Origin of the sequence: Streptomyces sp. NBC_00075, from assembly GCF_045041225.1 — a bacterium.
Lineage (GTDB): Bacteria > Actinomycetota > Actinomycetes > Streptomycetales > Streptomycetaceae > Streptomyces > Streptomyces adonidis.
On the sequence record NZ_CP108243.1, the window covers coordinates 8,812,535 to 8,836,291 of the forward strand.

General features: G+C 70.2%; 24 protein-coding genes. 13 read left to right on the forward strand and 11 right to left on the reverse strand.

Annotated elements, in window-relative coordinates; genetic code table 11:
* The first annotated feature begins 95 nt into the window (after positions 1 to 95).
* Together OG787_RS38660 and OG787_RS38665 are read left to right on the forward strand one after the other, a co-directional pair.
* A complete protein-coding gene (locus OG787_RS38660; protein ID WP_405538365.1) occupies positions 96 to 968 on the forward strand; it encodes a sterol desaturase family protein in 873 nt (290 codons plus the stop codon).
* Complete coding sequence (locus tag OG787_RS38665) at positions 965 to 1,666, forward strand: lysoplasmalogenase (RefSeq protein ID WP_405538367.1); 702 nt, start codon at positions 965 to 967, stop codon at positions 1,664 to 1,666. The genes OG787_RS38660 and OG787_RS38665 overlap by 4 nt, the downstream gene beginning before the upstream one ends.
* On the opposite strand, the gene OG787_RS38670 is transcribed toward OG787_RS38665, so the two are convergent.
* The 4 genes from OG787_RS38670 to OG787_RS38685 all read right to left on the reverse strand — a co-directional run bounded on the left by OG787_RS38670 (position 1,632) and on the right by OG787_RS38685 (position 7,407).
* Positions 1,632 to 2,705, reverse strand: a complete 1,074-nt coding sequence (locus OG787_RS38670; RefSeq protein WP_405538369.1) for a CopD family protein — start codon at positions 2,703 to 2,705, stop codon at positions 1,632 to 1,634. The two genes, OG787_RS38665 and OG787_RS38670, sit on opposite strands and share 35 nt — an antisense overlap.
* Before the next feature lie 89 nt (positions 2,706 to 2,794).
* Entirely contained in the window at positions 2,795 to 4,189 is a 1,395-nt protein-coding gene (locus OG787_RS38675) for a CoA transferase (protein ID WP_405538371.1), read from the reverse strand.
* A gap of 78 nt (positions 4,190 to 4,267) precedes the next feature.
* Positions 4,268 to 5,797 carry a S8 family serine peptidase gene (locus OG787_RS38680; RefSeq protein ID WP_369033754.1) on the reverse strand — a complete coding sequence of 510 codons (1,530 nt, stop codon included), beginning with the start codon at positions 5,795 to 5,797 and terminating at the stop codon, positions 4,268 to 4,270.
* A 68-nt stretch (positions 5,798 to 5,865) separates the two neighbouring features.
* The gene (locus tag OG787_RS38685) at positions 5,866 to 7,407 is read right to left on the reverse strand and encodes a S8 family serine peptidase (RefSeq protein WP_405538373.1); all 1,542 of its coding nucleotides are present in this window, start codon (positions 7,405 to 7,407) and stop codon (positions 5,866 to 5,868) included.
* A 459-nt stretch (positions 7,408 to 7,866) separates the two neighbouring features.
* Here OG787_RS38685 and OG787_RS38690 point away from each other — a divergent pair, with 459 nt between their 5' ends.
* From OG787_RS38690 to moaA, 3 genes are all read left to right on the forward strand, one after another.
* The gene (locus OG787_RS38690; RefSeq protein WP_369033752.1) at positions 7,867 to 8,223 is read left to right on the forward strand and encodes a DUF485 domain-containing protein; all 357 of its coding nucleotides are present in this window, start codon (positions 7,867 to 7,869) and stop codon (positions 8,221 to 8,223) included.
* Positions 8,220 to 9,845 (forward strand): cation acetate symporter, encoded by a 1,626-nt coding sequence (locus tag OG787_RS38695; RefSeq protein WP_369033751.1) that lies wholly within the window; start codon positions 8,220 to 8,222, stop codon positions 9,843 to 9,845. Before OG787_RS38690 ends, OG787_RS38695 begins: the two co-directional genes overlap by 4 nt.
* Positions 9,846 to 10,023: 178 nt before the next feature.
* Positions 10,024 to 11,013 (forward strand): GTP 3',8-cyclase MoaA, encoded by a 990-nt coding sequence (gene moaA, locus OG787_RS38700; RefSeq protein WP_405538376.1) that lies wholly within the window; start codon positions 10,024 to 10,026, stop codon positions 11,011 to 11,013.
* Positions 11,014 to 11,105: 92 nt separating this feature from the next.
* Here moaA and OG787_RS38705 read toward each other — a convergent pair whose 3' ends face one another.
* Complete coding sequence (locus OG787_RS38705) at positions 11,106 to 11,333, reverse strand: hypothetical protein (RefSeq protein ID WP_405538377.1); 228 nt, start codon at positions 11,331 to 11,333, stop codon at positions 11,106 to 11,108.
* Between the two features lie 220 nt (positions 11,334 to 11,553).
* The gene (locus OG787_RS38710; RefSeq protein WP_405538379.1) at positions 11,554 to 11,952 is read right to left on the reverse strand and encodes a DUF3099 domain-containing protein; all 399 of its coding nucleotides are present in this window, start codon (positions 11,950 to 11,952) and stop codon (positions 11,554 to 11,556) included.
* Between the two features lie 244 nt (positions 11,953 to 12,196).
* Between OG787_RS38710 and OG787_RS38715 the strand changes: the two genes are divergently transcribed.
* Complete coding sequence (locus OG787_RS38715) at positions 12,197 to 12,475, forward strand: GlsB/YeaQ/YmgE family stress response membrane protein (RefSeq protein ID WP_369033747.1); 279 nt, start codon at positions 12,197 to 12,199, stop codon at positions 12,473 to 12,475.
* Positions 12,476 to 12,532: 57 nt separating this feature from the next.
* Here OG787_RS38715 and tyrS read toward each other — a convergent pair whose 3' ends face one another.
* The 3 genes from tyrS to OG787_RS38730 all read right to left on the reverse strand — a co-directional run bounded on the left by tyrS (position 12,533) and on the right by OG787_RS38730 (position 16,787).
* A complete protein-coding gene (tyrS, locus tag OG787_RS38720) occupies positions 12,533 to 13,798 on the reverse strand; it encodes a tyrosine--tRNA ligase (RefSeq protein ID WP_405538381.1) in 1,266 nt (421 codons plus the stop codon).
* Positions 13,799 to 13,872: 74 nt separating this feature from the next.
* Complete coding sequence (locus OG787_RS38725) at positions 13,873 to 15,267, reverse strand: metallopeptidase TldD-related protein (protein ID WP_369033745.1); 1,395 nt, start codon at positions 15,265 to 15,267, stop codon at positions 13,873 to 13,875.
* Positions 15,264 to 16,787: a TldD/PmbA family protein gene (locus tag OG787_RS38730; protein WP_369033744.1), complete on the reverse strand. Its 1,524-nt coding sequence runs from the start codon at positions 16,785 to 16,787 to the stop codon at positions 15,264 to 15,266. Before OG787_RS38730 ends, OG787_RS38725 begins: the two co-directional genes overlap by 4 nt.
* Positions 16,788 to 17,044: 257 nt before the next feature.
* Here OG787_RS38730 and fabG point away from each other — a divergent pair, with 257 nt between their 5' ends.
* From fabG to OG787_RS38745, 3 genes are all read left to right on the forward strand, one after another.
* Positions 17,045 to 17,749, forward strand: a complete 705-nt coding sequence (fabG, locus tag OG787_RS38735) for a 3-oxoacyl-[acyl-carrier-protein] reductase (RefSeq protein ID WP_369033743.1) — start codon at positions 17,045 to 17,047, stop codon at positions 17,747 to 17,749.
* 5 nt (positions 17,750 to 17,754) lie between these two features.
* Positions 17,755 to 18,522, forward strand: coding sequence for an enoyl-ACP reductase FabI (gene fabI / locus OG787_RS38740; RefSeq protein WP_369033742.1), 768 nt, complete (start codon positions 17,755 to 17,757; stop codon positions 18,520 to 18,522).
* Between the two features lie 182 nt (positions 18,523 to 18,704).
* Positions 18,705 to 19,064 carry a hypothetical protein gene (locus tag OG787_RS38745; RefSeq protein ID WP_369033741.1) on the forward strand — a complete coding sequence of 120 codons (360 nt, stop codon included), beginning with the start codon at positions 18,705 to 18,707 and terminating at the stop codon, positions 19,062 to 19,064.
* Here OG787_RS38745 and OG787_RS38750 read toward each other — a convergent pair.
* Positions 19,039 to 19,728 (reverse strand): FadR/GntR family transcriptional regulator, encoded by a 690-nt coding sequence (locus tag OG787_RS38750; protein WP_369033740.1) that lies wholly within the window; start codon positions 19,726 to 19,728, stop codon positions 19,039 to 19,041. The two genes, OG787_RS38745 and OG787_RS38750, sit on opposite strands and share 26 nt — an antisense overlap.
* Positions 19,729 to 19,786: 58 nt before the next feature.
* Here OG787_RS38750 and OG787_RS38755 point away from each other — a divergent pair, with 58 nt between their 5' ends.
* The 4 genes from OG787_RS38755 to OG787_RS38770 all read left to right on the forward strand — a co-directional run bounded on the left by OG787_RS38755 (position 19,787) and on the right by OG787_RS38770 (position 22,266).
* Positions 19,787 to 21,106: a CynX/NimT family MFS transporter gene (locus OG787_RS38755; protein WP_405538382.1), complete on the forward strand. Its 1,320-nt coding sequence runs from the start codon at positions 19,787 to 19,789 to the stop codon at positions 21,104 to 21,106.
* Positions 21,107 to 21,181: 75 nt separating this feature from the next.
* Positions 21,182 to 21,298, forward strand: a complete 117-nt coding sequence (locus OG787_RS38760) for an SGM_5486 family transporter-associated protein (RefSeq protein ID WP_105974872.1) — start codon at positions 21,182 to 21,184, stop codon at positions 21,296 to 21,298.
* Positions 21,299 to 21,455: 157 nt separating this feature from the next.
* Positions 21,456 to 21,662: a hypothetical protein gene (locus tag OG787_RS38765; RefSeq protein WP_369033738.1), complete on the forward strand. Its 207-nt coding sequence runs from the start codon at positions 21,456 to 21,458 to the stop codon at positions 21,660 to 21,662.
* A gap of 85 nt (positions 21,663 to 21,747) precedes the next feature.
* Entirely contained in the window at positions 21,748 to 22,266 is a 519-nt protein-coding gene (locus tag OG787_RS38770) for a SixA phosphatase family protein (RefSeq protein ID WP_405538383.1), read from the forward strand.
* Between the two features lie 219 nt (positions 22,267 to 22,485).
* Here the strand turns inward: OG787_RS38770 and serB are convergent, their stop codons facing one another.
* On the reverse strand, positions 22,486 to 23,688 hold the full coding sequence (serB, locus tag OG787_RS38775; protein ID WP_369033736.1) for a phosphoserine phosphatase SerB: 1,203 nt from the start codon (positions 23,686 to 23,688) through the stop codon (positions 22,486 to 22,488).
* Between the last annotated feature and the right edge of the window lie 69 nt (positions 23,689 to 23,757).

Sequence of the window (23,757 nt, forward strand, 5' to 3'; positions counted from 1 at the left end):
TGGTGGAGACCACCAACAAGCAAGCGCGTACTGCACTGAATACTTGTCAGTAATAACGGCTGTGCGCCACCCGTGAGCCGTCCTAACGTGCAGCCATGCCCAACCTCCCCGATGTCGTGGCCTGGTCGATACCCGCCTTCGTACTGCTCACCGTCATCGAGATGATCAGTGTCCGAATACACCCCGATGAGGACGCCGCCGGGTACGAGGCGAAGGACGCCGCGACCAGTGTCGGCATGGGACTGGGGAGCCTGGCCTTCGACTTCCTCTGGAAGATCCCGATCGTCGCCGTCTACACGGCGATCCACGAACTCACCCCGCTCCGCGTCCCGGTGCTGTGGTGGACCGTCCCGCTGATGCTGCTCGGCCAGGACTTTTTCTACTACTGGTCGCACCGCGGGCACCACGTCATCCGCATCCTGTGGGCGTGTCACGTGGTCCACCACTCCAGCCGGAAGTTCAACCTCACGACCGCGCTGCGCCAGCCCTGGACCACGCTCACCGTCTGGCCGTTCTACGTCCCCCTCGTCGCCCTCGGTGTGCACCCGGCCGCGCTCGCCTTCTGCTCCTCCGCGAACCTCGTGTACCAGTTCTGGATCCACACCGAGCGGATCGACCGCATGCCCCGCTGGTTCGAGTACGTCTTCAACACGCCCTCCCACCACCGCGTCCACCACGCCTCCCAAGGCGGCTATCTGGACCGCAACTTCGGCGGCATCCTCATCGTCTGGGACCGGCTCTTCGGATCGTTCGTCGCGGAGACCGAACGGCCTGTCTACGGGTTGACGAAGAACATCAACACGTTCAACCCGGTCAAGGTCGCCACTCATGAGTACGTCGCGATCGTCAAGGACATCAAGGCGGCGGGCAGTTGGCGCGAGCGCGCCGGGCGGGTGTTCCGGGGGCCGGGCTGGCAGCCCGCGTCCGTGCGGCGGGAGCAGCAGGCCGAAGAGACCGCCGTCGCGTGAGTCCGGCCCGCGCTCTCCTGGCCGCCTTCGCCCTCGCCGCAGCCGCCGACCTGATCTGCCTCGCCGCCGGCTCCGACACCGGCCACGCCCTCGCCAAGCCCCTCCTGATGCCCCTCCTCGCCGCCCACGCCCAGCTGCGCGGCGCTCCCCGACTCCTCACCGGCGCCCTCCTCCTCGGCTGGGCGGGCGACGTCCTGCTGCTCTCCGACGCAGACCCGGCGTTCCTGGCGGGCATGGCTTCCTTCGCGGCCGGGCACGTGTGCTACCTCGTCCTCTTCCGGAGGTACGGCAACGAGGACCGCATGTCGAACGGCACCCCACGCGCGCGTGCAGCCCGCCACGGCCTCGCGGGCGCCTGTGCCCTCGCCCTGGCCGTCACCCTCGCCGTCCTCTGGCCCGGCCTCCCCGCCGAACTCCGCGTCCCCGTCGCCGGATACAGCCTCCTGCTGACCGCGATGGCCTACCGAGCCACCGCACTCGGCCTTCTCACCGGCGCGGGCGGTGCGCTCTTCCTGCTCTCCGACACGCTCATCGCGATCGGCGTCGCGGACCTGCCCCAGCTCCCGAACCCCGACTTCTGGATCATGCTCACGTACCTCGCGGCCCAATGGCTCCTGACCGCCGGTGTACTCACGGCGGCGAGAACCGCTGAGCGGTCACCCCTCACGTCCAGCGGATCGGCACCGGCAGCGCGGTGAGCAGCCCCGACACCGTGACCACCAGCCCCAGCGCGACGACCTCCGCGCGCGCGGGGGAGCAGGCCGTCAGCGGGTCTGCCGCCCGGCTCAGCCGCAGCCGCGCCCACAGGGCAAGGACGGCGACGGCGGCCACGACGATCACCTTGGCGAGCAGCGTGCGGCCGTACGCCGTCGACGTCAGCTGCTCCAGGACCGTGTCCGCCGGCATCCGGCGCAGCGTGCTCCAGATGCCCGTCGCGGTGATCAGCGCGAGCAGAACGGCCGCCACGCGCGCGTAGAGGCCCAACAACGCCACGCGCGCCTCACTCGCGGCCCCCCAGAGGGGCAACGTCCGCAGCACGTACAGCAGTCCGCCCACCCACAGCGCCGCGCACGTGAGGTGCACGAACGTCAGCACCGAGCCGGTCAGCGGATCCAGCTCCGGCGCCGGATGGGCCCGCAGCGCCTCCGCCACGGCCACGGCGGCCAACGGCCAGACCTGCATCACCGGGCGGGCCGAGAGGGCGCACAGTCCCGCCGCCGCGAACCCGTTGACCTCCAGCAGCGCGAGCTTGCCGTCCCGGGACTCGTACAGTCCGCCCACATCGATCGCGGCCAGGCTGTGCGGCACGAGGTTGCCCGTCGACACCACCGACGCGAGCCCCAGCGCGGCGACGAAACCGACACCGGTCGCGTACGGCGCCCAACTCCGCGCCCGTTCCGGCGGCGCCCCGGGCAGCCTTCCGGCCAGCTGCCGCACGAACAGCTCGCCCACCGGAACGCACAGCGCGGCGAACAGCACCGTCCGCAGCAGGGCGATCCCGGGGACGCCGGGCGCGGAGGCCTCACCGGTGCCGTCCAGCGCGGCGGACGGGCCGAGCAGCGGTATCAGCGCGGCCAGTGCCACCAGCACGAGCACGGCGACGGCCCGCCCGGTACCAGGGCGCCCGGTATCGGGGCTCCCGGGTCCAGGTCGTCCGTTGCCAGGCTGCCCGGCACCGGGCGTTCTCGCGGGCCCGCCCTCGTCGGACGCCCCGTCAGTCGGTCGTATCAAGCCCACCCCAAGATCCTCACCAGCCGTAGGTACGTCTCCGGTCGCCCGGTGACTCACCCCGGCGCCCCTCCCCAAGGGCCCACGCTGTGTTTATCTCACAACGCCCACTGCGGTCTGTCTTTCCCCCAAACCCCGGGAGGTCGCGCCCAGTCGACCGGCCCGCCCGCGAAGGAGACCGGCGGCAGCGCGTACCGCAGCCGCCCCAGCGCGCTGTCCCGCTCGGCGAGCCATGCCTCCGGCCCGTCGTACGCGTCGTCGTACGCGGAGCCGCTCACCGGCGTCTGCTGCCCCTGCGCCGCCCCGCTCATCAGCCACCCCGCCGTCCGGGCCAGCGCCAGCCGTACGAACCGGCTGCCGCCCTCCCGTACCTGGTCGCTCAGCGCCCGCAGCACCCCGGCCGCCAGGAGGTACCCCGTGCCGTGGTCGAGCGCCTGCGCGGGCAGCGCACCCGGCTCCGCCGCCGACCCCTCGATCGCCGCGATGCCGGTGGCGACCTGCACCAGGCTGTCGAAGCCCCGCCGTTCACCCCAGGGCCCGTACGCGCCCCACGCCGACAACTGCGCCACGACCACCCCGGGCCTGCGCTCGGCCAGCGCCTCCGGCGAGAGCCCGAACCGGTCCAGGGCGCCGGGCCGGTACCCGGTGACGACGACGTCCGCACCGGCGAGGAGTTCCTCGAAGGCACTCCGGTCGGCCGTCAGATCCAGTACCGCCGACCGCTTCCCGAAGCCCGTGTCGGCGTGCTGGTCCGGGAGTTCGGGCAGTCGGGGCGCGTCCACGCGCAGGACGTCCGCGCCGAGCAGGGCGAGCGTACGGGTGGCGACGGGGCCCGCGATGACCCGGGTCAGGTCCAGGACGCGGATCCCGGCGGCGGGCAGCAGGGGAGCGGTGCCGATCGGCGCGAGCACGCGCGCGGGTGCCGAGTCGAGCCGCCCGCGCTCGACCAGGGGGCGCGCTGCCACCGCCGCGCCCTGCTCGTGCGCGGCCCACTCCTTCGCCGTACGCAGCGCGACGGCGAGGCCGCCGGCCGCGTACACGGTCTTCTCGGCCTCCGCGGAGGTGCGTTCGGCGAACGCGGCCGAGACGGACGCCGGGTCCTCGGACGTGTCCAGGGCCGTGAGCAGACGTGCCCGGTGGTGCGGGTAGTTGGCGTGCGTGCGCACCCAGCCGTCCGCCGTCCGCCAGAAACGCGACAGCGGCGCGAAGGTGACCGGTGCGCGTCCCTCGACCAGCAGATGCCGCTCGCTGACGAGGGCGGTGGCGACCGCGCCGTCGTCCACGCGGACCCCGGGCAGCTCCGGCAGCCCGGCCCGGAGGGCGCCCAGTTCGGCGGCGGCCAGGGCGCAGGAGCCGACACAGGCCCGCGCCAACTCCCGTACCGGCAGCCGTGATGCGAGCACTCCGGTGCGTGCGACGGTCGAGACCCGGGCGGGGGCGGCGGGATCGCCGCCCAGCGCGGCCCAGGTGTACTCCGTGGTCAACACAGTCATACGGTCACTATGCCGCGTGTACTGGATCAATACGGTGGGTCGGGCAGCTCGACGCTGCCCGACCCACCGACAGAAGTGCTACCTCGTCACCGCGTCCAGTGCGTCCGCGGTGCCGTGGCCGTAGAAGCCGTTGTAGTTCTTCGGGCCCTCGCACACCGCGTCGACCTTGCCGTCGCCGTTGATGTCGTACGGGTCCGTGCACGTCGTGGCGTCCGCCTCGGCGTACAGGAGCGCCTTCACCAGGCGGGCGGAGGCGTGCGGGTGCGTCGACTTGATGAGGGCGGCCACGCCCGCGACATGCGGCGACGCCATCGACGTACCGGCCATGTAGCCCCACGTACCGCCGGGCAGCGGGCCGAGGATCAGACCGCTCGTGGCCGGCGGGGCCGGGGTCTGGTAGCGGGTCGAGTCGCCGCCCGGGGCGGCTATGTCGATGACGCCCAGACCGTGGTTGGAGAACGACGACTTGATGCCCTTGGCGCCCGTCGAGGCGACCGTCACGACGCCCGGGAGCTGGGTCGGGATGTCGTAGCACTCGGAGGGGTCGATGACCCGGTCCGACGGCGTCGCGTCGTTCGGGGAGACCGGGTCGGTGATCTCGTCGGCCGCGAGGTCGTAGTTCTCGTTGCCGGCCGCCGCGACATTGACGACACCCTTGTGCTCCGCGTACTGCGTGGCGCGCGTGATGGCGTCGACCAGGGCCTTCTGGTCCGGGTCGTTCTTGCAGTTGAAGTACCAGGGGTCCGTGTAATAGCTGTTGTTCGTGACGTCCACGCCGTGCTCGGCCGCCCACACGAAGCCGCAGACGACGGCCTCCGTGTAGAAGTAGCCGGCCGTGGTCGACACCTTGATGCCGGACACCTTGACGCCCGGCGCGACGCCCGTGACGCCCACGCCGTTCTTCGCGGCGGCGATCTCACCGGCGACGTGCGTGCCGTGCGGGCTCTCGCCCGTGGTCGGCCGCCAGGCACCGTCGGTCGTGTCGGGCTTGCCCGTCACGCAGTTGACGGAGGCCGCGCGGTCGAAGTTCGGCGCGATGTCGGGGTGGGTGTCGTCGACGCCGGTGTCGATCACGGCGACGGTCACCTTGGAACTGCCGAGCGACTTCTCGTGCGCCTTGTCCGCCTTGATGGCGGGCAGGTCCCACTGCAACGGCTCCAGCGGGTCCTGGGCGGCGGTGGCGTCGGCGGTGGCGCTCGCGACCTCCGCCGCGGAGAGCACCTTCGGGGCGCCCATGTCGGTGGTCGACTGCGCGGGCAGCGGCGCGTTGCGCGTGTTGCCGGCCGACTGCACTCCGGGCACCTTGCGGACGATCTTGGCGAAGTCGGGGTTCGCCGAGTGGACGACGATCACGCCGATCCGGTCGTACGACGTCACGATCGTGCCGCCGGCCTCGGCGATGGCGTTCTTCAGGTACCGGGCGTGGCCGAGTCCCGGGAGCACATTGACGACATAGCTGAGCGATGTCGCGTCGGCGGCGGTGGCAGCCACGGGCGTGGCGTCGGCCGCGACGGCGTCGATGTTCGGCAGAAAGGCGAACGCCGTCGCCATGGCCATCCCGACCGGGATCGCCACGGCGCGACGGGAGCGCGGGTGGGGGGCTGTCATAGGGGTCTCCAGTTCCTTCGTTCGAGGGACGTGCGGACCGTGCGGGAAGACTCGGAGGACCGTGCCGGTTACTGGACCGCGCGCAGCGCGTTGACGATCCCGGCCCCGAAGAATCCGTTGACCCGTGCGCCGCCCTCGCACACCGCGTCCTGCGTGCCGTCACCGTCCTGGTCGTACGACTCGGGGCAGCCCGGGTTGTCTGCCTGGGCCTTGAGCAGCCTCTGGAGCTGGGCCGGGGTCGCCCACGGGTGCTTCGACTTCAGCAGCGCGGCGACGCCCGCGGCGTGCGGCGAGGCCATCGAGGTGCCCTGAAGGAAGGCGTACTCGCCGTTCGGCATGGTGGACAGGATGCGGCCGTTCTGCGACGGCGTGTCAGGTATCTGGTACTTGCGGTCGCCGCCGGGGGCCGCGACATCGATGACGCCGTTTCCGTACGTGGAGTAGTACGACTTGACGTTGTCGACACCCGTGGCACTCACCGTGACGACACCCGGGAGCTGGGTCGGTACGTCGAAGCACTCGTGCGGGTCGATCGTGCGCGTGACCGGCGTCGAGTCGTCGGGGCTGCTGTCGTCGACGATCGCGTCGGAGTCCAGGTCGTGGGCGGAGTTACCCGCCGACGCCAGGTTGAGGATGCCCTTGTTCTGCGCGTACAGCTGTGCCCTGTTGACCGCGTCAACAATGGCCCGCTGGTCGGGGTCGTCCACACAGTTGTACAGCCACGGATCAACGTAGTAGCTGTTGTTGGTGATCTCGACGCCGTGGTCGGCGGCGAACACGAAGGCACACACGACGCTCTCCGGGTAGAAGAGCCCGTTGTCCGGGTCGCTCACCTTGATGCCGGAGACCTTCACGCCGGGCGCGACACCGGCCACACCGATGCCGTTGCGGGCGGCGGCGATCTCACCGGCCACATGGGTGCCGTGGTAGTCGTCGGCGGTGTACGGGCGCCACGCACCCGCGCTGGTGTCCGCGACGCCGCCGACGCAGTTCGCCGACTGGGACGCGGAGAAGTTCGGGGCGAGGTCCGGGTGGGTGTCGTCGACGCCGGTGTCGATCACGGCGACGGTGACCTTGCTGCTGCCCGGGTTGATCTTCGCGGCCTTGTCGGCGCCGATCGACCGCAGGTCCCACTGGTCGGCTTCGAGGGGCTCGCTCTCGGGGACCGTGGCCGACGCGGCCTCGACCTTGGCTGCCTCGGCGGCCGTCAGATAGTCCGCCGCACCCTCGTCGGTCGTCCCGGCGGCCACCAGCGGCGTGGTCCGCGTGGCACCCGCGGACTTCACCCCGCGCACCGCGCGGATCTCCGCCCCGAAGGAGGGGTTGGTGGAGTGGACGACGATCACACCGATCTTCTTGAACGTGACCACGACGGTCCCGCCGGCCGCGGAGATCGCCTTCGTCACCGCCCCGATCGTGTGGCGGTCGGTGCTCTTCGTGTTGACGACATACGCGAGGTTCGGACCCTCCGCGGCCGTGGCGGCGGAGGCGGCCGGCTCGGCGGCCGACGCGGCCACGGGCATGAAGCCGAGGAAGCTGAAGGAAGCGGTCAGGGACAGCACGACCGGCACCGCGAGAGCGAGCCGACGTCTGGAGCGCAGATGAGCCATGGGATCTCCACATCATCCGGAAACGAGGCCGGCCCGGACAAGGATGGTTGCCGGGCAGGCGCGTAGCAGGGACGGTCAACAAAGTGAGTACGCGCGAAAAGGCGGGCGCGGGCGCATGGCCCGCACCGCCGATATTGCAGGTACATGACGGGTGGTACAGGCCGAAGCTATCCCGCGTCGTCGCTGGCCAGCAATGACTTCCGGAGACCAGTTCGGAAAGAAGCGCGGGGAGTTGAACCTGCCCTTGCGTGGCGCCGTGACCTTGGACAGGGAGCACGAGCACCATCGAGCCCCCTGTCGGATCACGCGTGTGGGCCCTACCATCGCGAGCCGACCCCGTGATCCAGATCACCGCGAGGTCAGAAAAGAGCCATGTCCGTACCCAGCCCGACCCCGTCCCCGAACGACCACTCACCCCCGTCCGCTGTCGTCACCGCACCCGCAACGCGAGGAGACTCCGTGGCTACCGACGCACCGCCCCCCTCGAAGACAGAGCCCCATTCCCCGTCCACGGCGGAGTTCGTCGAGGTGCAGGAGAGCGCCGAGTTCGGTGAACTGCGCCGCGCCCACCGCTCCTTCGCCTTCCCGCTGACCGTCGGCTTCATCAGCTGGTACCTGCTGTACGTCCTGCTGTCGAACTACGCGGGCGGCTTCATGGGCACCAAGCTCTTCGGCCACATCAACGTCGCCTTCGTCTTCGGCATCGCCCAGTTCGTCACCACGTTCCTCATCGCCTGGTGGTACGCGCGGTACTCCTCGGCGAACCTCGACCCCAAGGGTGAGGCGATCAAGTCCCGGATGGAGGGCGGCGCATGAGCCCCGTACAGCAGAGTGTTCTCGCGGCGGGTGAGGCCAGTGAGCACCGGCCGCTGATCATCTCCCTGTTCGCGGTGTTCGTCGTCGCGACCCTCGTCATCACCGTCTGGGCGGGCCGCCAGACCAAGAGCGCCGCCGACTTCTACGCCGGCGGGCGCCAGTTCAGCGCCTTCCAGAACGGCCTCGCGGTCTCCGGCGACTACATGTCCGCCGCGTCCTTCCTCGGCATCGCCGGCGCGATCGCCCTCTTCGGGTACGACGGCTTCCTGTACTCCATCGGCTTCCTCGTCGCCTGGCTGGTCGCCCTGCTCCTGGTGGCCGAACCGCTGCGCAACTCCGGCCGCTACACCATGGGTGACGTCCTCGCGTACCGCATGCGCCAGCGCCCGGTCCGCACGGCCGCCGGTACGTCGACGATCGTCGTCTCGATCTTCTACCTGCTGGCGCAGATGGCCGGCGCGGGCGTCCTCGTCTCGCTCCTCCTCGGCATCACCTCCGACGCGGGCAAGGTCGCCATTGTCGCCCTCGTCGGCGTCCTGATGATCGTGTACGTCTCCATCGGCGGCATGAAGGGCACCACCTGGGTCCAGATGGTCAAGGCCGTGCTGCTCATCAGCGGCACGATCCTCATTACGTTTCTGGTGCTGCTGAAGTTCAACTTCAACATCTCCGATCTGCTCGGCACCGCCGCCGAACGCAGCGGCAAGGGCGACGCGTTCCTGGAGCCGGGCCTCCAGTACGGCGCCACCGGCACCTCCAAGCTGGACTTCATCTCCCTGGGCATCGCCCTGGTCCTCGGCACCGCCGGTCTGCCGCACATCCTGATCCGCTTCTACACGGTGCCCACGGCGCAGGCCGCCCGGAAGTCCGTGATCTGGGCGATCGGCATCATCGGCGGCTTCTACCTGATGACGATCGCGCTCGGCTTCGGCGCCGCCGCGCTGATCGACCAGAAAGAGATCACCGACTCGAACCCGTCGGGCAACACGGCCGCGCCACTGCTCGCCCTGCACATCGGCGGCGTCGACTCCGCCTGGGGCGCGGTACTGCTCGCGACGATCTCGGCGGTCGCCTTCGCGACGATCCTCGCCGTCGTCGCCGGCCTCACGCTGGCCTCGTCGTCGTCCTTCGCGCACGACATCTACGCCAACGTCATCCGCAAGGGGAAGGCCACCGACAAGGAGGAGATGAGGGCCGCCCGCTGGGCCACCGTCTTCATCGGCATCGTCTCCATCGCCCTGGGAGCCCTCGCCCGCGACCTCAACGTGGCCGGCCTGGTCGCACTGGCGTTCGCGGTGGCCGCCTCCGCCAATCTCCCGACGATCCTCTACAGCCTGTTCTGGAAGCGGTTCACCACCCAGGGCGCCCTGTGGTCGATCTACGGCGGTCTGATCGTGGCGGTCGGCCTGGTGCTGTTCTCGCCGGTCGTCTCCGGCGACCCGAAGGCGATGTTCCCGGACGTCGACTTCCACTGGTTCCCGCTGAAGAACCCCGGCATCATCTCGATCCCGTTCGGTTTCCTCATGGGCTGGCTCGGCACGGTCCTCTCCAAGGAGGAGCCCGACACCGGCAAGTACGCGGAACTGGAGGTCCGGTCCCTCACGGGAACCGGCGCGCACTAGGCGTTCCGCCGCGCACACGGAGCGGGGCCGTCGTAGGGATCTACGGCGGCCCCGCTCCACGTCTTGTGGCATCGGGGCGGTCTCGATGTCAGTGGGGTCACGTAGGCTCGCAGGTGTCGGAGAAACTGTGCTCCGTCACGCGATCCGCACGGGATCCGCTACGAGGGAGGGGGCCCACGTGCTCATCGACACCTACAACCGAGTGGCCACCGACCTGCGTGTCTCGCTGACCGACCGCTGCAACCTGCGGTGCACGTACTGCATGCCCGAGGAGGGCCTGCAGTGGCTGGCCAAGCCGGACCTGCTCACGGACGACGAGATCGTCCGCCTCATAGACATAGCCGTCCGCCTGCTGGGCATCGAGGAGGTCCGCTTCACCGGCGGCGAGCCCCTGCTGCGCCCGGGTCTGGTCGGCATCGTGGAGCGGGTCGCAGCGCTGGCCCCGCGCCCCCAGATGTCCCTGACGACGAACGGCATAGGTCTGGTCCGTACGGCGGCGGCGCTGAAGGCGGCGGGCCTGGACCGGGTCAACGTCTCCCTGGACACCCTGCGCCCGGACGTCTTCAGGACGCTCACCCGCCGCAACCGCCACAAGGACGTCATCGCGGGCCTGGAAGCCGCCCGCGAGGCCGGCCTGACCCCGGTGAAGGTCAACGCGGTCCTGATGCCGGGCCTGAACGCCGACGAGGCCCCGGACCTGCTGGCCTGGGCGGTCGAGCACGACTACGAGCTGCGGTTCATCGAGCAGATGCCGCTGGACGCGCAGCACGGCTGGAAGCGCGAGGGCATGGTGACGGCGGGCGACATCCTGGCCTCCCTGCGCACCCGTTTCGAGCTGACGGAGGAGGGCTCGGAGAAGCGGGGCTCGGCCCCGGCGGAGCGCTGGCTGGTGGACGGCGGCCCGCATGTCGTGGGTGTCATCGCGTCGGTCACCCGCCCGTTCTGCGCGGCCTGCGACCGCACCCGCCTGACGGCGGACGGCCAGATCCGTACCTGCCTCTTCGCCCGCGAGGAGACCGACCTCCGCGCGGCCCTCCGCTCGGACGCCCCCGACGAGGAGATAGCCCGCATCTGGCGCGAAGCGATGTGGGGCAAGAAGGCGGGCGCCGGCCTGGACGACCCGTCCTTCGTCCAGCCGGACCGCCCGATGTCGGCTATCGGGGGCTAGCTGGAGCGCCCCGACAGGGGCGCGGGGCTGTGACATTTGCGGCTCCGCCGCGGGGCGCGACCAGCCACAACGGACCCGCAGACGAAAACGGCTCACCCCTCCGGAGGAGACTCCCACTCCTCCAGCCGAACCACGTCCTTCAAAAACCCCCGCACCCCCAGAAACTGCGACAAATGCTCGCGATGCTCCTCGCACGCCAGCCACGTCTTCCGCCGGTCAGGCGTATGCAGCTTCGGGTTGTTCCAGGCAAGGACCCACACGGCGTCCGCCCGGCATGCCTTGGCGGAACAGATGGGGGAGTCAGGGTCAGGGCCGATCATCTGCTGACCCTAACCCGGCCGAAAACCCGGCGGAAACAGGGCTCAAAAGGCGACGCCGAGCAGCCACGGGGGGAGCTGCCCGGCGTCGGTCTGTCGCTCCGACGGGGGATGCGGAGCGCGTACGAAGTATGTCACGGGTAAGCGTCCGACCGGCACTGGAACAACATGATTGATCTGAGCTTTTCTTGAGCTTGGCGAAGCCTTCGGCGTTGACTTTCGGTCAGGCCCGCTCGCGCGGATTGCTCCCCACGTCGGCCCCCTGATCGCCCCCGGAGTCTTCCGCTGAGGGTTCCGCGAACCCCTCTTCCGGCCGCGGCGGCGCGATCATCGGCCGCCCCGGAGCCGTCACGAACGTCGACGGCAGCCCCGGCGCGTTCTCCCGGCCGGCGTTGGCGATCACCACGGAGATATAGGGGAGAACCATGCCCAGCACCAACGCCACGAACGCGACGTGCCGTTCGACGTTCCAGAGCACCGCCGCGAGGATCACGGCCACCGTGCGCACGGACATGGAGATGACGTACCGACGCTGTCTGGCGCGCACATCGTCCGCGAGCCCCTGCCGGGCCCCGGTGATCCGGAAGACCTGGGCGCCGCCACTGCTGCTCTGCTTCCGCATCACGTTCCACCGTCCACCCGAATCGGACACGCCCCGGCCCGTACCCGCGCCGAACCCGGTGGGGAACCAGGATCCGGACAGCTTCCACGTTACGCCGCGCCTGCGTCGCCTACGAGACCGGGGCACCTTCCGTCGGGGTGACCGCTCTGCGTCGTACCGCGTACCGAGGGCCCCGACATGCGCCGTAGCGCGAACGGACCGACACTGGGCGTAATGCTCACCAGAGCGGTACGAGGAGGCAGCCATGGGCTGGTTGTGGGCGATCATCGTGGGATTCGTGCTGGGTCTGCTGGCCAAGGCGATCATTCCGGGCAAGCAGCACAGCCCGCTCTGGCTGACGACCGTCTTCGGCATCATCGGCGCCGTCATCGGCAACGCGATCGCCCGCGGCTTCGGCGTCGAGGAGACAGCGGGCATCGACTGGTGGCGACACCTCTTCCAGCTGATCGCCGCGGTCGTGGTCGTGTACCTGGGCGACAAGGCGTACATGGCGACGCTGGGCAAGCGCAAACAGCGGGCCTGACCGGACCCACGCAAAGAGGCGGCTCCCCTGGGGAAGCCGCCTCTGCCGTACGATCGGTCAGCCGGTGACCTCCACCGCCGCAAGGTTCTTCTTCCCTCGGCGCAGGACCAGCCACCGCCCGTGCAGCAGGTCCTCCTTCGCGGGAACCGCGTCCTCGGTGGCGACCTTCACGTTGTTCACGTATGCGCCGCCCTCCTTCACGGTGCGCCGCGCGGCCGACTTGCTGGCCACAAGGCCGACCTCGGCGAACAGGTCGACGACCGGTACCGCCTCGGCGACCCGGATGTGCGGTACCTCGGAGAGGGCCGCGGTCAGCGTCCGCTCGTCCAGCTCACCCAGTTCGCCCTGGCCGAAGAGGGCCTTGGACGCGGCGATCACGGCGGCCGTTTGCTCGGCGCCGTGCACCAGCGTCGTCAGCTCCTCGGCGAGGGCGCGCTGCGCGGCCCGCGCCTGCGGACGCTCCGCGGTCTGCGCCTCCAGCGCCTCCAGCTCCTCCGGGGACTGGAAGGACAGGATGCGCATGTAGGTCGAGATGTCCCGGTCGTCCACGTTCAGCCAGAACTGGTAGAACGCGTACGGTGTCGTCATCTCCGGGTCGAGCCAGATGGCGCCGCCCTCGGTCTTGCCGAACTTGGTGCCGTCCGCCTTGACCATCAGCGGCGTCGCCAGGCAGTGCGCCTCGGCGTCGGGCTCCAGCCGGTGGATCAGGTCGAGGCCCGCCGTGAGATTGCCCCACTGGTCGCTGCCGCCCTGCTGGAGCGTGCAGCCGTACCTCCGGTACAGCTCCAGGAAGTCCATGCCCTGCAACAGCTGGTAGCTGAACTCCGTGTAGCTGATGCCCTCCTGGGACTCCAGCCGCCGGGCGACCGAGTCCTTGGTCAGCATCTTGTTGACGCGGAAGTGCTTGCCGATGTCCCGGAGGAACTCGATGGCCGACAGACCGGCCGTCCAGTCCAGGTTGTTCACCATCACCGCAGCGTTCTCGCCCTCGAAGGACAGGAACGGCTCGATCTGCGCGCGCAGCCGGGTCACCCAGTTCGCGACCGTCTCCGGGTCGTTCAGCGTGCGCTCAGCCGTGGGCCGCGGGTCGCCGATCTGGCCGGTCGCCCCGCCCACCAGGGCCAGCGGACGCAGGCCCGCCTGCTGGAGGCGGCGCATGGTGAGCACCTGCACCAGGTGGCCGACGTGCAGACTGGCCGCCGTCGGGTCGAAACCGCAATAGAACGTGACGGGACCGTCCGCGAGCGCCTTGCGCAAAGCGTCCTCGTCAGTGGACAGGGCGAACAGCCCCCGCCACTTCAGCTCGTCGACGATGTCCGTCACGGTTCTCGTATCTCCTTGTGGATGGTCTTCGTACAGTCAGTTGTACGGCAGTCGAGTGACTACCGGCTACGAGGTTATACGCCCTGACTGACAGAGCTCATATTGAAGTCCGGCACCCGCAGGGCGGGCATCGCAGCCCTGGTGAACCAGTCGCTCCACTCCCGGGGCAGCGTCTTCTCCGTACGCCCGGCCTCGACGGCCCGCCCCAGCAGATCCACCGGCGACTCGTTGAACCGGAAGTTGTTGACCTCCCCGCTGACCTCGCCGTTCTCGACGAGGTACACCCCGTCGCGGGTCAGGCCGGTCAGCAGCAGGGTGGCCGGGTCGACCTCGCGGATGTACCAGAGGCAGGTCAGCAGCAGCCCGCGCTCGGTGTTCGCGACCATCTCCTCCAGGGACTTGTCCTCGCCGCCGTCCAGGACGATGTTCCCGATCGCCGGGGACACCGGCAGGCCGGTCAGTCCGGCGGTGTGCCGGGAGGTGATCAGCCGGTTCAGCTCGCCCTCGCGGATCCACTCCGTGGCGCTCAGCGGCAGCCCGTTGTCGAACACCGACTGGTCGTCGCCGGAGGAGTGGGCGAGCAGGAAGGGGGAGGCCTCCAGACCCGGCTCGTTCGGGTCGCTGCGCAGGGTCAGCGGCAGCTCGGTGAGCTTCTCGCCGATGCGTGTCCCGCCGCCCGGCTTGGAGAACACCGTGCGCCCCTCGGCGGCGTCCCGCGCGGACGCCGACCACAGCTGGTAGATCAGCAGGTCGGCGACGGCCGTCGGCGGCAGCAGCGTCTCGTACCGCCCGGCCGGCAGCTCGATCCGGCGCTCCGCCCAGCCGAGGCGTACGGCGAGTTCCGCGTCGAGGGCGGCCGGGTCGACGTCCTTGAAGTCCCGCGTCGACCGCCCGGCCCAAGCGGACCGCGTACGGTCCGGGGACTTGGCGTTCAGCTCCAGCGTCCCGTTGGGCTGGTCATGGCGCAGGCGCAGCCCCGTCGACGTACCCACATAGCTCGACACCAGCTCGTGGTTGGCGAAGCCGTACAGCTCTCGGCCGCCCGCACGCGCGCGTGCGAACGCCTCGCCGAGCGCCGGCGCGAAGTCGGCGAACACCGCGGACGAGGTCTCGGACGGCGCGTCCGTGAAGTCGGGGGACGACGGCACACCCGCGACCAGCGGCTGGGCGTCCTCCGCGGGGCTCGCACCGCGCGCGGCGGCCTCGGCGGCCCGTACGAGCGGTTCCAGCTCGTCGGAGGTTACGGCCGCGCGGGAGACGACCCCGGAGGCCGTGCCCTGCTTGCCGCCGACGGTCGCGACGACGGTGAGCGTGCGCCCGCGCGTGACGCCGTTGGTGGTGAGGGCGTTGCCCGCCCAGCGCAGGTTGGCGCTCGACTCCTCGTCGGCGATGACGACACACCCGTCGGCCCGGGACAGCTCGAGGGCCCGCTCGACAACCTCGTGCGGCTTGTTCATACGGGCGCTCATCGACCGGCCTCCTGCGTGGTGTTGAGGATGTTGACGCCCTTGAAGAGGGCCGACGGGCAGCCGTGGGACACGGCCGCGACCTGGCCCGGCTGGGCCTTGCCGCAGTTGAAGGCGCCGCCCAGGACGTACGTCTGCGGACCGCCGACGGCCGCCATGGAGCCCCAGAAGTCGGTGGTCGTCGCCTGGTAGGCCACGTCCCGCAGCTGCCCGGTGATCCGGCCGTTCTCGATCCTGAAGAACCGCTGTCCGGTGAACTGGAAGTTGTACCGCTGCATGTCGATGGACCAGGACCGGTCCCCGACGACATAGATCCCGCGGTCGACCCCGCCGATGAGATCCTCGGTCGCCAGCCCGGCCGGGTCTGGCCGCAGCGACACATTGGCCATGCGCTGCACGGGCACATGCCCGGGCGAGTCGGCGTACGCGCACCCGTTGGACCGCTCGAACCCGGTCAGCTTCGCGATCCGCCGGTCCAGCTGGTAGCCCACCAGCGTCCCGTCCTTCACCAGGTCCCACGACTGACCGGCGACGCCCTCGTCGTCGTACCCGATGGTCGCCAGGCCGTGTTCGGCGGTGCGGTCGCCCGTGACGTTCATCAGGTCGGAGCCGTACCTCAGTTTGCCGAGCTGGTCGAAGGTGGCGAAGGAGGTACCGGCGTACGCGGCCTCGTAACCCAGTGCACGGTCCAGCTCGGTGGCGTGGCCGATGGACTCGTGGATGGTCAGCCACAGGTTGGACGGGTCGACGACCAGGTCGTACAGCCCCGCCTCGACGCTCGGTGCCCGCATCTTCTCGGCGAGCAGTTCGGGGATCTGCTCCAGCTCGGACTCCCAGTCCCAGCCCCGGCCCGTGAGGTACTCCCAGCCGCGCCCCACGGGCGGCGCGATCGTCCGCATCGAGTCGAACTCGCCGCTCGACTCGTCGACCGAGACGGCCGTGAACTGCGGGTGCAGCCGCACCCGCTGCTGGGTGGTGACGGTCCCCGCGGTGTCGGCGTAGAACTTGTTCTCGTGCACCGTGAGCAGTGAGGCGTCGACGTGGTTGACGCCGTTCGCCGCGAGCAGCCGGGCGCTCCACTCGGCCAGCAGCCCGGCCTTCTCCTCGTCCGGCACGGTGAACGGGTCGATCTCGTACGACGAGATCCACGTCCGGTCCGCGTGCACGGGCTCGTCGGCCAGCTCCACCCGCTCGTCGGACCCCGCCGCCTTGATCACCTGGGCGGAGAGCTTCGCCATGGCCACGGCCTGCGAGGCGACCTTCGCGGCGGCGTCCATGCTCAGATCCACGCCCGACGCGAACCCCCAGGTACCGCCGTGCACCACCCGCACCGCGTACCCCAGGTCCGTGGTGTCGGACGATCCGGACGGCTTGGCGTCCCGCAGCCGCCAGGACGCGCTGCGCACCCGCTCGAACCGGAAGTCCGCGTGGTCGGCACCGAGCGCACGCGCACGTGCGAGGGCGGCGTCGGCCAGGGCACGTAGGGGCAGTGCCAGGAATGACTGATCGACCTCATGGGCCATGAGCGGCCTCTCCTTGTCACGGTGAGTGTGATGCGTCTGTCTCGCAGTGAATCATGCAGGTCCGACAGTGAGGCTTCCAACGGATTCACATCGATCCGTCCGGGCCCACCGACTGTAGAGACCCGACAGGACCAGGGGTGAGCCACTGTCGGTGCCCGATTGTCCGCGGGTGCGGGCGGACCGATAGGTTTTTGGAGAAGCAGCCTGTCAGCCGGGTGTTCGGACAGGTGTTGAACCGCTAACGAAAGGGTGATCCGTTGAGCCGCTCGGTTCTCGTCACCGGAGGCAACCGGGGCATCGGCCTCGCCATCGCCCGCGCGTTCGCCGATGCCGGCGACAAGGTCGCCATCACATACCGATCCGGTGAGCCGCCGACAGGCTTCCTCGCAGTCAAGTGCGACATCACCGACACCGAGCAGGTGGAGCAGGCCTACAAGGAGATCGAGGCCGAGCACGGCCCGGTCGAGGTCCTCGTCGCCAACGCCGGTGTCACCAAGGACCAGCTCCTGATGCGCATGTCCGAGGACGACTTCACGTCCGTCGTCGACACCAACCTCACCGGCGCCTTCCGCGTCGTCAAGCGTGCCAACCGCGGCATGCTGCGCGCCAAGAAGGGCCGCGTCGTCCTCATCTCCTCGGTCGTCGGTCTGTACGGCGGTCCCGGCCAGGCCAACTACGCCGCCTCCAAGGCCGGTCTGGTCGGCTTCGCACGGTCCCTCGCCCGTGAGCTGGGCTCGCGCAACATCACCTTCAACGTCGTCGCGCCCGGCTTCGTCGACACCGACATGACCAAGGTTCTCACCGACGAGCAGCGCGAGACCATCGTGAAGCAGGTACCGCTCGGCCGGTACGCGCAGCCGGAGGAGATCGCCGCAACGGTGCGGTTCCTCGCCTCGGACGACGCCTCGTACATCACTGGAGCCGTCATCCCCGTTGACGGCGGACTGGGAATGGGTCACTGATCACCATGAGCGGAATTCTCGAGGGCAAGCGCGTCCTGATCTCCGGTGTGCTGATGGAGTCGTCCATCGCCTTCCACGCCGCCAAGCTGGCCCAGGAGCAGGGCGCCGAGATCATCCTGACCGCGTTCCCGCGGCCCACGCTGACCGAGCGCATCGCCAGGAAGCTGCCCAAGCCCACCAAGGTCATCGAGCTCGACGTCACCAACGACGAGCACCTCGCACGGCTGGCCGACCTCGTCGGCGAGGAGCTCGGCGGCCTCGACGGCGTCGTCCACTCCATCGGCTTCGCCCCGCAGGACGCCCTCGGCGGCAACTTCCTGAACACGCCGTTCGAGTCCGTCGCCACCGCGATGCACGTCTCGGCGTACTCCCTGAAGTCGCTCACCATGGCCTGCCTGCCGCTGATGCAGAACGGCGGCTCGGTCGTCGGCCTCACCTTCGACGCCAAGTTCGCCTGGCCGCAGTACGACTGGATGGGCCCGGCCAAGGCCGCCCTCGAGGCCACCAGCCGTTACGTCGCCCGTGACCTGGGCAAGCAGAACATCCGCTGCAACCTCGTCTCCGCCGGTCCCCTCGCCTCCATGGCCGCCAAGTCCATCCCGGGCTTCGGCGAGCTGGCGTCGGTGTGGGACGCCCGGTCGCCCCTGGAGTGGGACCTCAAGGACCCCGAGCCGGCCGGCCGCGCCATCGTCGCCCTGCTCAGCGACTGGTTCCCGAAGACCACCGGCGAGATCATCCACGTGGACGGCGGGCTGCACGCGATCGGCGCGTGACCACCGCTGCCGCCTCCTGAGGCTCGGCCGACATCCGAGGGCCCGCGTTCCGTTCCGGCGCGGGCCCTCGGCGCGTCACCCGTTCGGCTCATCCGGCCGAGCGGGGGAGAGGGCCGACTGGGCACTCTGGATTACGCGTTCACCTCGCGTTCCTCCCGAGCACGGCCGAGGAGGTCTTCCTTGTGCGCCTGTCTCGCAGCTTCGCCCCGCTGCTCGTCGCCGTAGCCCTCGCCACCGCCCTTCCGTACGAGGCCGTTCCCCACGCCCACGCGCGCGTGGAGGCACGGCAGCCGGAGCGGCCCGAGCCCTTCGGCGCCACGTGCCACACCCGGATCGCCGGCTCCGGGGTGACCGCGTACTGCCACAACCCCTACGTGGCCACCGACCGCGTACGTCTGCACATCGAGTGCGACCGCTGGTGGGACCTGGACAGCGACGGCGCCTCGGTCGAGGCCGGGCCCGCGCAGACCGTACGGCTCACCGGCCGCTGCTGGAAGGAGGTCCGCTCGGTGTGGGTCAGCCACCAGAAGCGGCCGGCCTGAGCCGGCACGAGAACGGATAGCCCGCCGCCTCCCTGGCGGCGGCCGCCGCGTCGCCCGCGCGGATCGCGTCCACGAGCGGGGCGTGGTCCACCAAGGAGTCAGGGGTCAGCTCCTCGCCCACGTCGTCGCGCAGCCACTCCCGCAGCACCTCGCCCAGGTCCGCGTACATCGCCGTCATCACGTCGTTGTGGGACGCGGCCACCACGGCCATGTGCAGGCTCGCGTCGGCCGTCACGAACGCCTCCGCGTCGCCGGACGCCCAGGCCTCGTCCCGGCGCACCAGGAGCGCGTCCAGCTGCCTGAGGTCGCGTTCGGTGCGGCGCAGGGCCGCCAGCTCGGCGGCGCCCGACTCCAGCGTGGACCGCAGCTCGGCGATGTGCCGGGGGTCCGCGTCGGCGAACCGGCGGTGCATCACACCGGCCAGCTCACTGGTCGCCACGACGTAGGTGCCCGAGCCCTGGCGGATGTCCAGCAGCCCGTTGTGCGCGAGGGCCCGGACCGCCTCGCGGATGGTGTTCCGGGCCACTCCGAGCTGCTCGACCAGCTCCGGCTCGGTCGGGATACGAGCACCGACGGGCCACTCGCCCGAGGTGATCTGGCCCCGCAGCGAGGCGATGACCTGCTCGGACAGGGCCGATCGACGGGGGTGGCTCAGCGGTGGCATGGCACATCTTCGCACGGGGGGCTACAACCAATCATCCCATGATTCTATGATAGTCGGCATGGTGAGCGAGGAAACCCGGACGACGACGTCCACGCCCATGTCCACGTCCATACGGAGTTCCGCCGGGCCGGAGAGCGAAGCCGGGGGAGCGGCCACGCGCGCGTGGCTCACGCGGCTGGTCGTCGTCGGCATCGTGCTGGCCGCCCTCAACCTCCGCCCCGCCATCGCCAGCTTCGGCGCCCTCCTCGAAGAGGTACGCGACGGAATCGGCATGAGCGGCACCCTGGCCGGAGTGCTCACCTCCCTGCCCTCGTTCTGTTTCGCCCTGTTCGGGGTCATGGCACCGCGCCTGGCCCGCCGCTTCGGCGTCGGCGCGGTCGTCTGCGGGGGCATGGCCGCCATCGCCGCAGGACTGGCGATCCGGCCCTACACGGGCACCACCGCCGGCTTCCTGGCCGCCAGCGCGCTCGCCCTCATGGGCATCGCGGTCAGCAACGTCCTGATGCCGGTCGTCGTCAAGCGCTGGTTCCCGGACCGGGTCGGTTCCATGACGGGCCTGTACTCGATGGCCCTCTCCCTCGGGACCGGCGCCGCGGCGGCGGTCACCGTGCCCATGACCGAGGTGCTGGGCGGGAGCTGGCAGGCGGGACTGACCGTCTGGGCGGTTCTCGCGGCGGTGGCCGTGGTGCCCTGGATCCCGCTCGTACGGGAACGGGGCCCGGGCGGCGACCAGCGGGAGGCCCTCCACGCGCGCGGGACGTCCGCCACCGGCCGGCGGGCCGGCACACTGCGCATCACCCGCAGCCGTACCGCCTGGGCGCTCGCCGTGTTCTTCGGACTCCAGGCCACCGCCGCCTACATCACCATGGGCTGGCTGGCACAGATCTTCCGGGACGCGGGCGTCCCGGCCGGCACCGCCGGACTGCTGCTCGCCGTGACCATGGCGATGGGCGTGCCGCTCGCCTTCGTCATCCCGCGCGTCGCCACCCGCCTGCCCCATCAGGGCCCGATCGTGGTCTTCCTCGGCGTGTGCGGACTCCTCGGGTACGCGGGCCTCTACTTCGCGCCGGCCGGTGGCGCCTGGGCCTGGGCGGTCCTGCTCGGCACCGCCAACTGCGCCTTCCCGCTGGCCCTCACGATGGTCGGGATGCGGGCCAGGACGGGCGCGGGCGTCGCCCAACTGTCGGCCTTCGCGCAGAGCACCGGCTATCTGATCTCGATCCCCGGACCGCTGCTCGTGGGCGTGCTCTACCAGCACAGCGGCGGCTGGGGGCTGCCGCTCGCACTCATGGCCGGTCTGATGCTGCCGCAGATGGTCGTGGGTGTACTCGCCGGACGCGATCGCACGGTCGAGGACGAGGCGGAGGCGGCCCGCTGACCCCACCCCAGGGCTTGCGGGCACCCCGGGGACCCCGGAGGCACGGGCAGGTGCGACGGGTGCGAGACTGGCCGTATGCCAGTGCTCGACCCGAACCCCCAGAACGGCCAGAAGAAGATGCTGCTCGTCTTCGGCTCCTTCTTCGCCATCTTCGTGATCATCGCCGTCATCGCGACCATCGCCTCACCGTGAGGGCCGTTGGTGGGGGTATCCCCACCATCCCCTAGGGGGCGAGTCTCAGGGTCAAGTGGGTGGATCTCCGGATGGGTTGAGGCCCGTCGGTTCCGTAACTTCGAGGTGTGGCCGCGAGATCCGGGCCACCGACGGCTCGAAGACCCACGGAGGCATCATGTCGGCCCGCACGCACTCCCGGCCCCTTCCGGCGACCACGCGTGGAGTCGACATACGGCTGCCATGGTGGGCCCTGGCCCTGCCGACGCTCGCGTTCGTCGTGCTGCTCGCCCTGATGCTGAACCCGACCGACGCACAGGCGGCGACGGGCGACCCGGTGATCGCCCACTTCCTTGAGCGCGCGCGGGAGCTGGTGGTGCGTTGAGCGCCGTAAATGCCTCATTCCCACCTGCGGAGCCCCCCGTCAACTCCCTGCGCCCCATGGCGTGTTTCATGCGAAGCTGGGTGCCATGAGCGTCGCAGAATCCCGCAGGATCGTCCTCTTCCGGCATGCGAAAGCCGACTGGCCCCAGGTGGCCGACCACGAGCGCCCGCTCGCTGACCGGGGCCGGAAGGACGCCGCTGTCGCCGGACGAAAACTGGCCGACACCGGCACCCCCTTCGACCTGGCCCTGTGCTCCACTGCCACCCGGACCCGCGAGACATGGAAACTCGCGGTCCAGGAACTCCCGCAACGGCCGAAGACCGTCTACGAGGAGCGGATCTACGAGGCCTCACCCGGCCAGCTCATCGCCCTGCTCAACGAAACCCCGGACGACACCCGCAACGTGGTCCTGATCGGCCACAACCCCGGAGTACAGGCCCTCACCGACATCCTGGCCGGCGACTCCGAGAGCGACACCCGCACCAAGCTGACCAACCGGGGCTTCCCGGCAGCGGCCTTCGCGGTACTGACCTTCGAGGGCCGCTGGAAGGCCCTGGAACCGGGCACGGCGACACTGTTGGATTACTGGGCACCGACGGAGTAAATCCTGGTTCGGTGGCGGCAGGCGGCAGGCGGCAGGCGGCAGGCGGCAGGCGGCAGGCGGCAGGCGGTACAGGCTGTGGGCGGGCGTTCCGCAGGGCGATGGGGGTCCCCCGCTCGAACGAAGTTGAGAGTGGGGGAGGGTGGACACAGCCGAACCCGCACCCGGCGACGAAACAGAAGCCCCACCGAAGAGCAGCCGCCCCGCCAAGCTCCCAGAGGGCTACTCGTGGGTGTCCGCTGCCTCGACCTCTTCCCGAGTAACCCCCAGCAGATACAGCACGGTGTCCAGGAACGGGAAGTTCACCGCAGTGTGCGCAGCCTCCCGCACCACCGGCTTGGCGTTGAACGCAACGCCGAGCCCCGCCGCGTTCAGCATGTCCAGATCGTTCGCCCCGTCACCGATCGCCACGGTCTGATCCAGCGGCACCCCCGCCTCCGCGGCGAACCGCCGCAGCAGTCGAGCCTTGCCCGCCCGGTCCACGATCTCGCCGACGACCTTGCCCGTCAGCTTCCCGTCGACGATCTCCAACGTGTTGGCCTGGGCGAAGTCGAGCCCGAGCCGCTCCTTCAGATCATCCGTGACCTGGGTGAACCCACCCGAGACGACCCCGACCTCGAAACCGAGCCGCTTCAGCGTACGGATCAGCGTGCGCGCCCCCGGCGTGAGCCGGACCTCGCTGCGCACCTTGTCCACCACTGACGCGTCGAGCCCCTTGAGCAGCGCCACGCGCGCGTGCAGCGACTGCTCGAAGTCCAGTTCCCCGCGCATCGCGGCGGCGGTCACCTTGGCGACCTCGTCCTCGCAGCCCGCGTGCGCGGCGAAGAGCTCGATCACCTCGTCCTGGATGAGCGTCGAGTCCACATCCATGACGACCAGCCGCTGCGCCCGCCGGTGCAGCCCCGCCGCCACGACCGCGACATCGACACCGAGTGCCGCCGCGTCGGTGACCAGGGCGGTGCGCAGCGGCCCGGTCGCGACACCGGAGACGGCGAACTCGACCGCCGTCACGGGGTACTTGGCGAGCCGGAAGATACGGTCGATGTTGCCGCCGGTCCTGGTGATCCGCGCGGCGATGGCGGCGGTCGACTCGGCGGTCAGCGGATGCCCGAGCACGGTGACGACCGAACGCCCGTGCCCGCGCGGCCGGTTGTCACCGAGCCCGGAGATGATCTCCGCCTGCATCTTCATGGACTCCGCCCAGCTGTGGACGGTGGCCCGAAGATCACCTTCGAGCCCGGCAGGCGGCTGCGTCACGAGCGCGCACAGCACCATGCGGCCACGCGTGACGACCTGCTCGATGTCGACCACGTCCACGGAGTAGGCGGCAAGCGTGTCGAACAGACCGGCGGTGATGCCCGGTCTGTCCTTGCCGAAGATTTTGACGAGAAGAGTAGGTACGTCAACGGTCTGCGCAGCGTTCATGGTGTTTCCACCGTATCCGGCACCCAGTGCCCACCGCGCACGCGGTCCGCCTGACGGACGGGGAACAAT

Excerpts from the sequence above, each read along its gene's own strand:
- OG787_RS38660 (WP_405538365.1), top strand. The coding sequence starts at position 96 with ATGCCCAACCTCCCCGATGTCGTGGCCTGGTCGATACCCGCCTTCGTA.
- OG787_RS38675 (WP_405538371.1), bottom strand. The coding sequence starts at position 4,189 with ATGACTGTGTTGACCACGGAGTACACCTGGGCCGCGCTGGGCGGCGAT.
- OG787_RS38680 (WP_369033754.1), bottom strand. The coding sequence starts at position 5,797 with ATGACAGCCCCCCACCCGCGCTCCCGTCGCGCCGTGGCGATCCCGGTC.
- OG787_RS38685 (WP_405538373.1), bottom strand. The coding sequence starts at position 7,407 with ATGGCTCATCTGCGCTCCAGACGTCGGCTCGCTCTCGCGGTGCCGGTC.
- OG787_RS38695 (WP_369033751.1), top strand. The coding sequence starts at position 8,220 with ATGAGCCCCGTACAGCAGAGTGTTCTCGCGGCGGGTGAGGCCAGTGAG.
- OG787_RS38705 (WP_405538377.1), bottom strand. The coding sequence starts at position 11,333 with ATGATCGGCCCTGACCCTGACTCCCCCATCTGTTCCGCCAAGGCATGC.
- OG787_RS38710 (WP_405538379.1), bottom strand. The coding sequence starts at position 11,952 with ATGCGGAAGCAGAGCAGCAGTGGCGGCGCCCAGGTCTTCCGGATCACC.
- OG787_RS38715 (WP_369033747.1), top strand. The coding sequence starts at position 12,197 with ATGGGCTGGTTGTGGGCGATCATCGTGGGATTCGTGCTGGGTCTGCTG.
- OG787_RS38725 (WP_369033745.1), bottom strand. The coding sequence starts at position 15,267 with ATGAGCGCCCGTATGAACAAGCCGCACGAGGTTGTCGAGCGGGCCCTC.
- OG787_RS38730 (WP_369033744.1), bottom strand. The coding sequence starts at position 16,787 with ATGGCCCATGAGGTCGATCAGTCATTCCTGGCACTGCCCCTACGTGCC.
- fabI (WP_369033742.1), top strand. The coding sequence starts at position 17,755 with ATGAGCGGAATTCTCGAGGGCAAGCGCGTCCTGATCTCCGGTGTGCTG.
- OG787_RS38750 (WP_369033740.1), bottom strand. The coding sequence starts at position 19,728 with ATGCCACCGCTGAGCCACCCCCGTCGATCGGCCCTGTCCGAGCAGGTC.
- OG787_RS38755 (WP_405538382.1), top strand. The coding sequence starts at position 19,787 with ATGGTGAGCGAGGAAACCCGGACGACGACGTCCACGCCCATGTCCACG.
- OG787_RS38760 (WP_105974872.1), top strand. The coding sequence starts at position 21,182 with ATGCCAGTGCTCGACCCGAACCCCCAGAACGGCCAGAAGAAGATGCTG.
- OG787_RS38765 (WP_369033738.1), top strand. The coding sequence starts at position 21,456 with ATGTCGGCCCGCACGCACTCCCGGCCCCTTCCGGCGACCACGCGTGGA.
- OG787_RS38770 (WP_405538383.1), top strand. The coding sequence starts at position 21,748 with ATGAGCGTCGCAGAATCCCGCAGGATCGTCCTCTTCCGGCATGCGAAA.
- serB (WP_369033736.1), bottom strand. The coding sequence starts at position 23,688 with ATGAACGCTGCGCAGACCGTTGACGTACCTACTCTTCTCGTCAAAATC.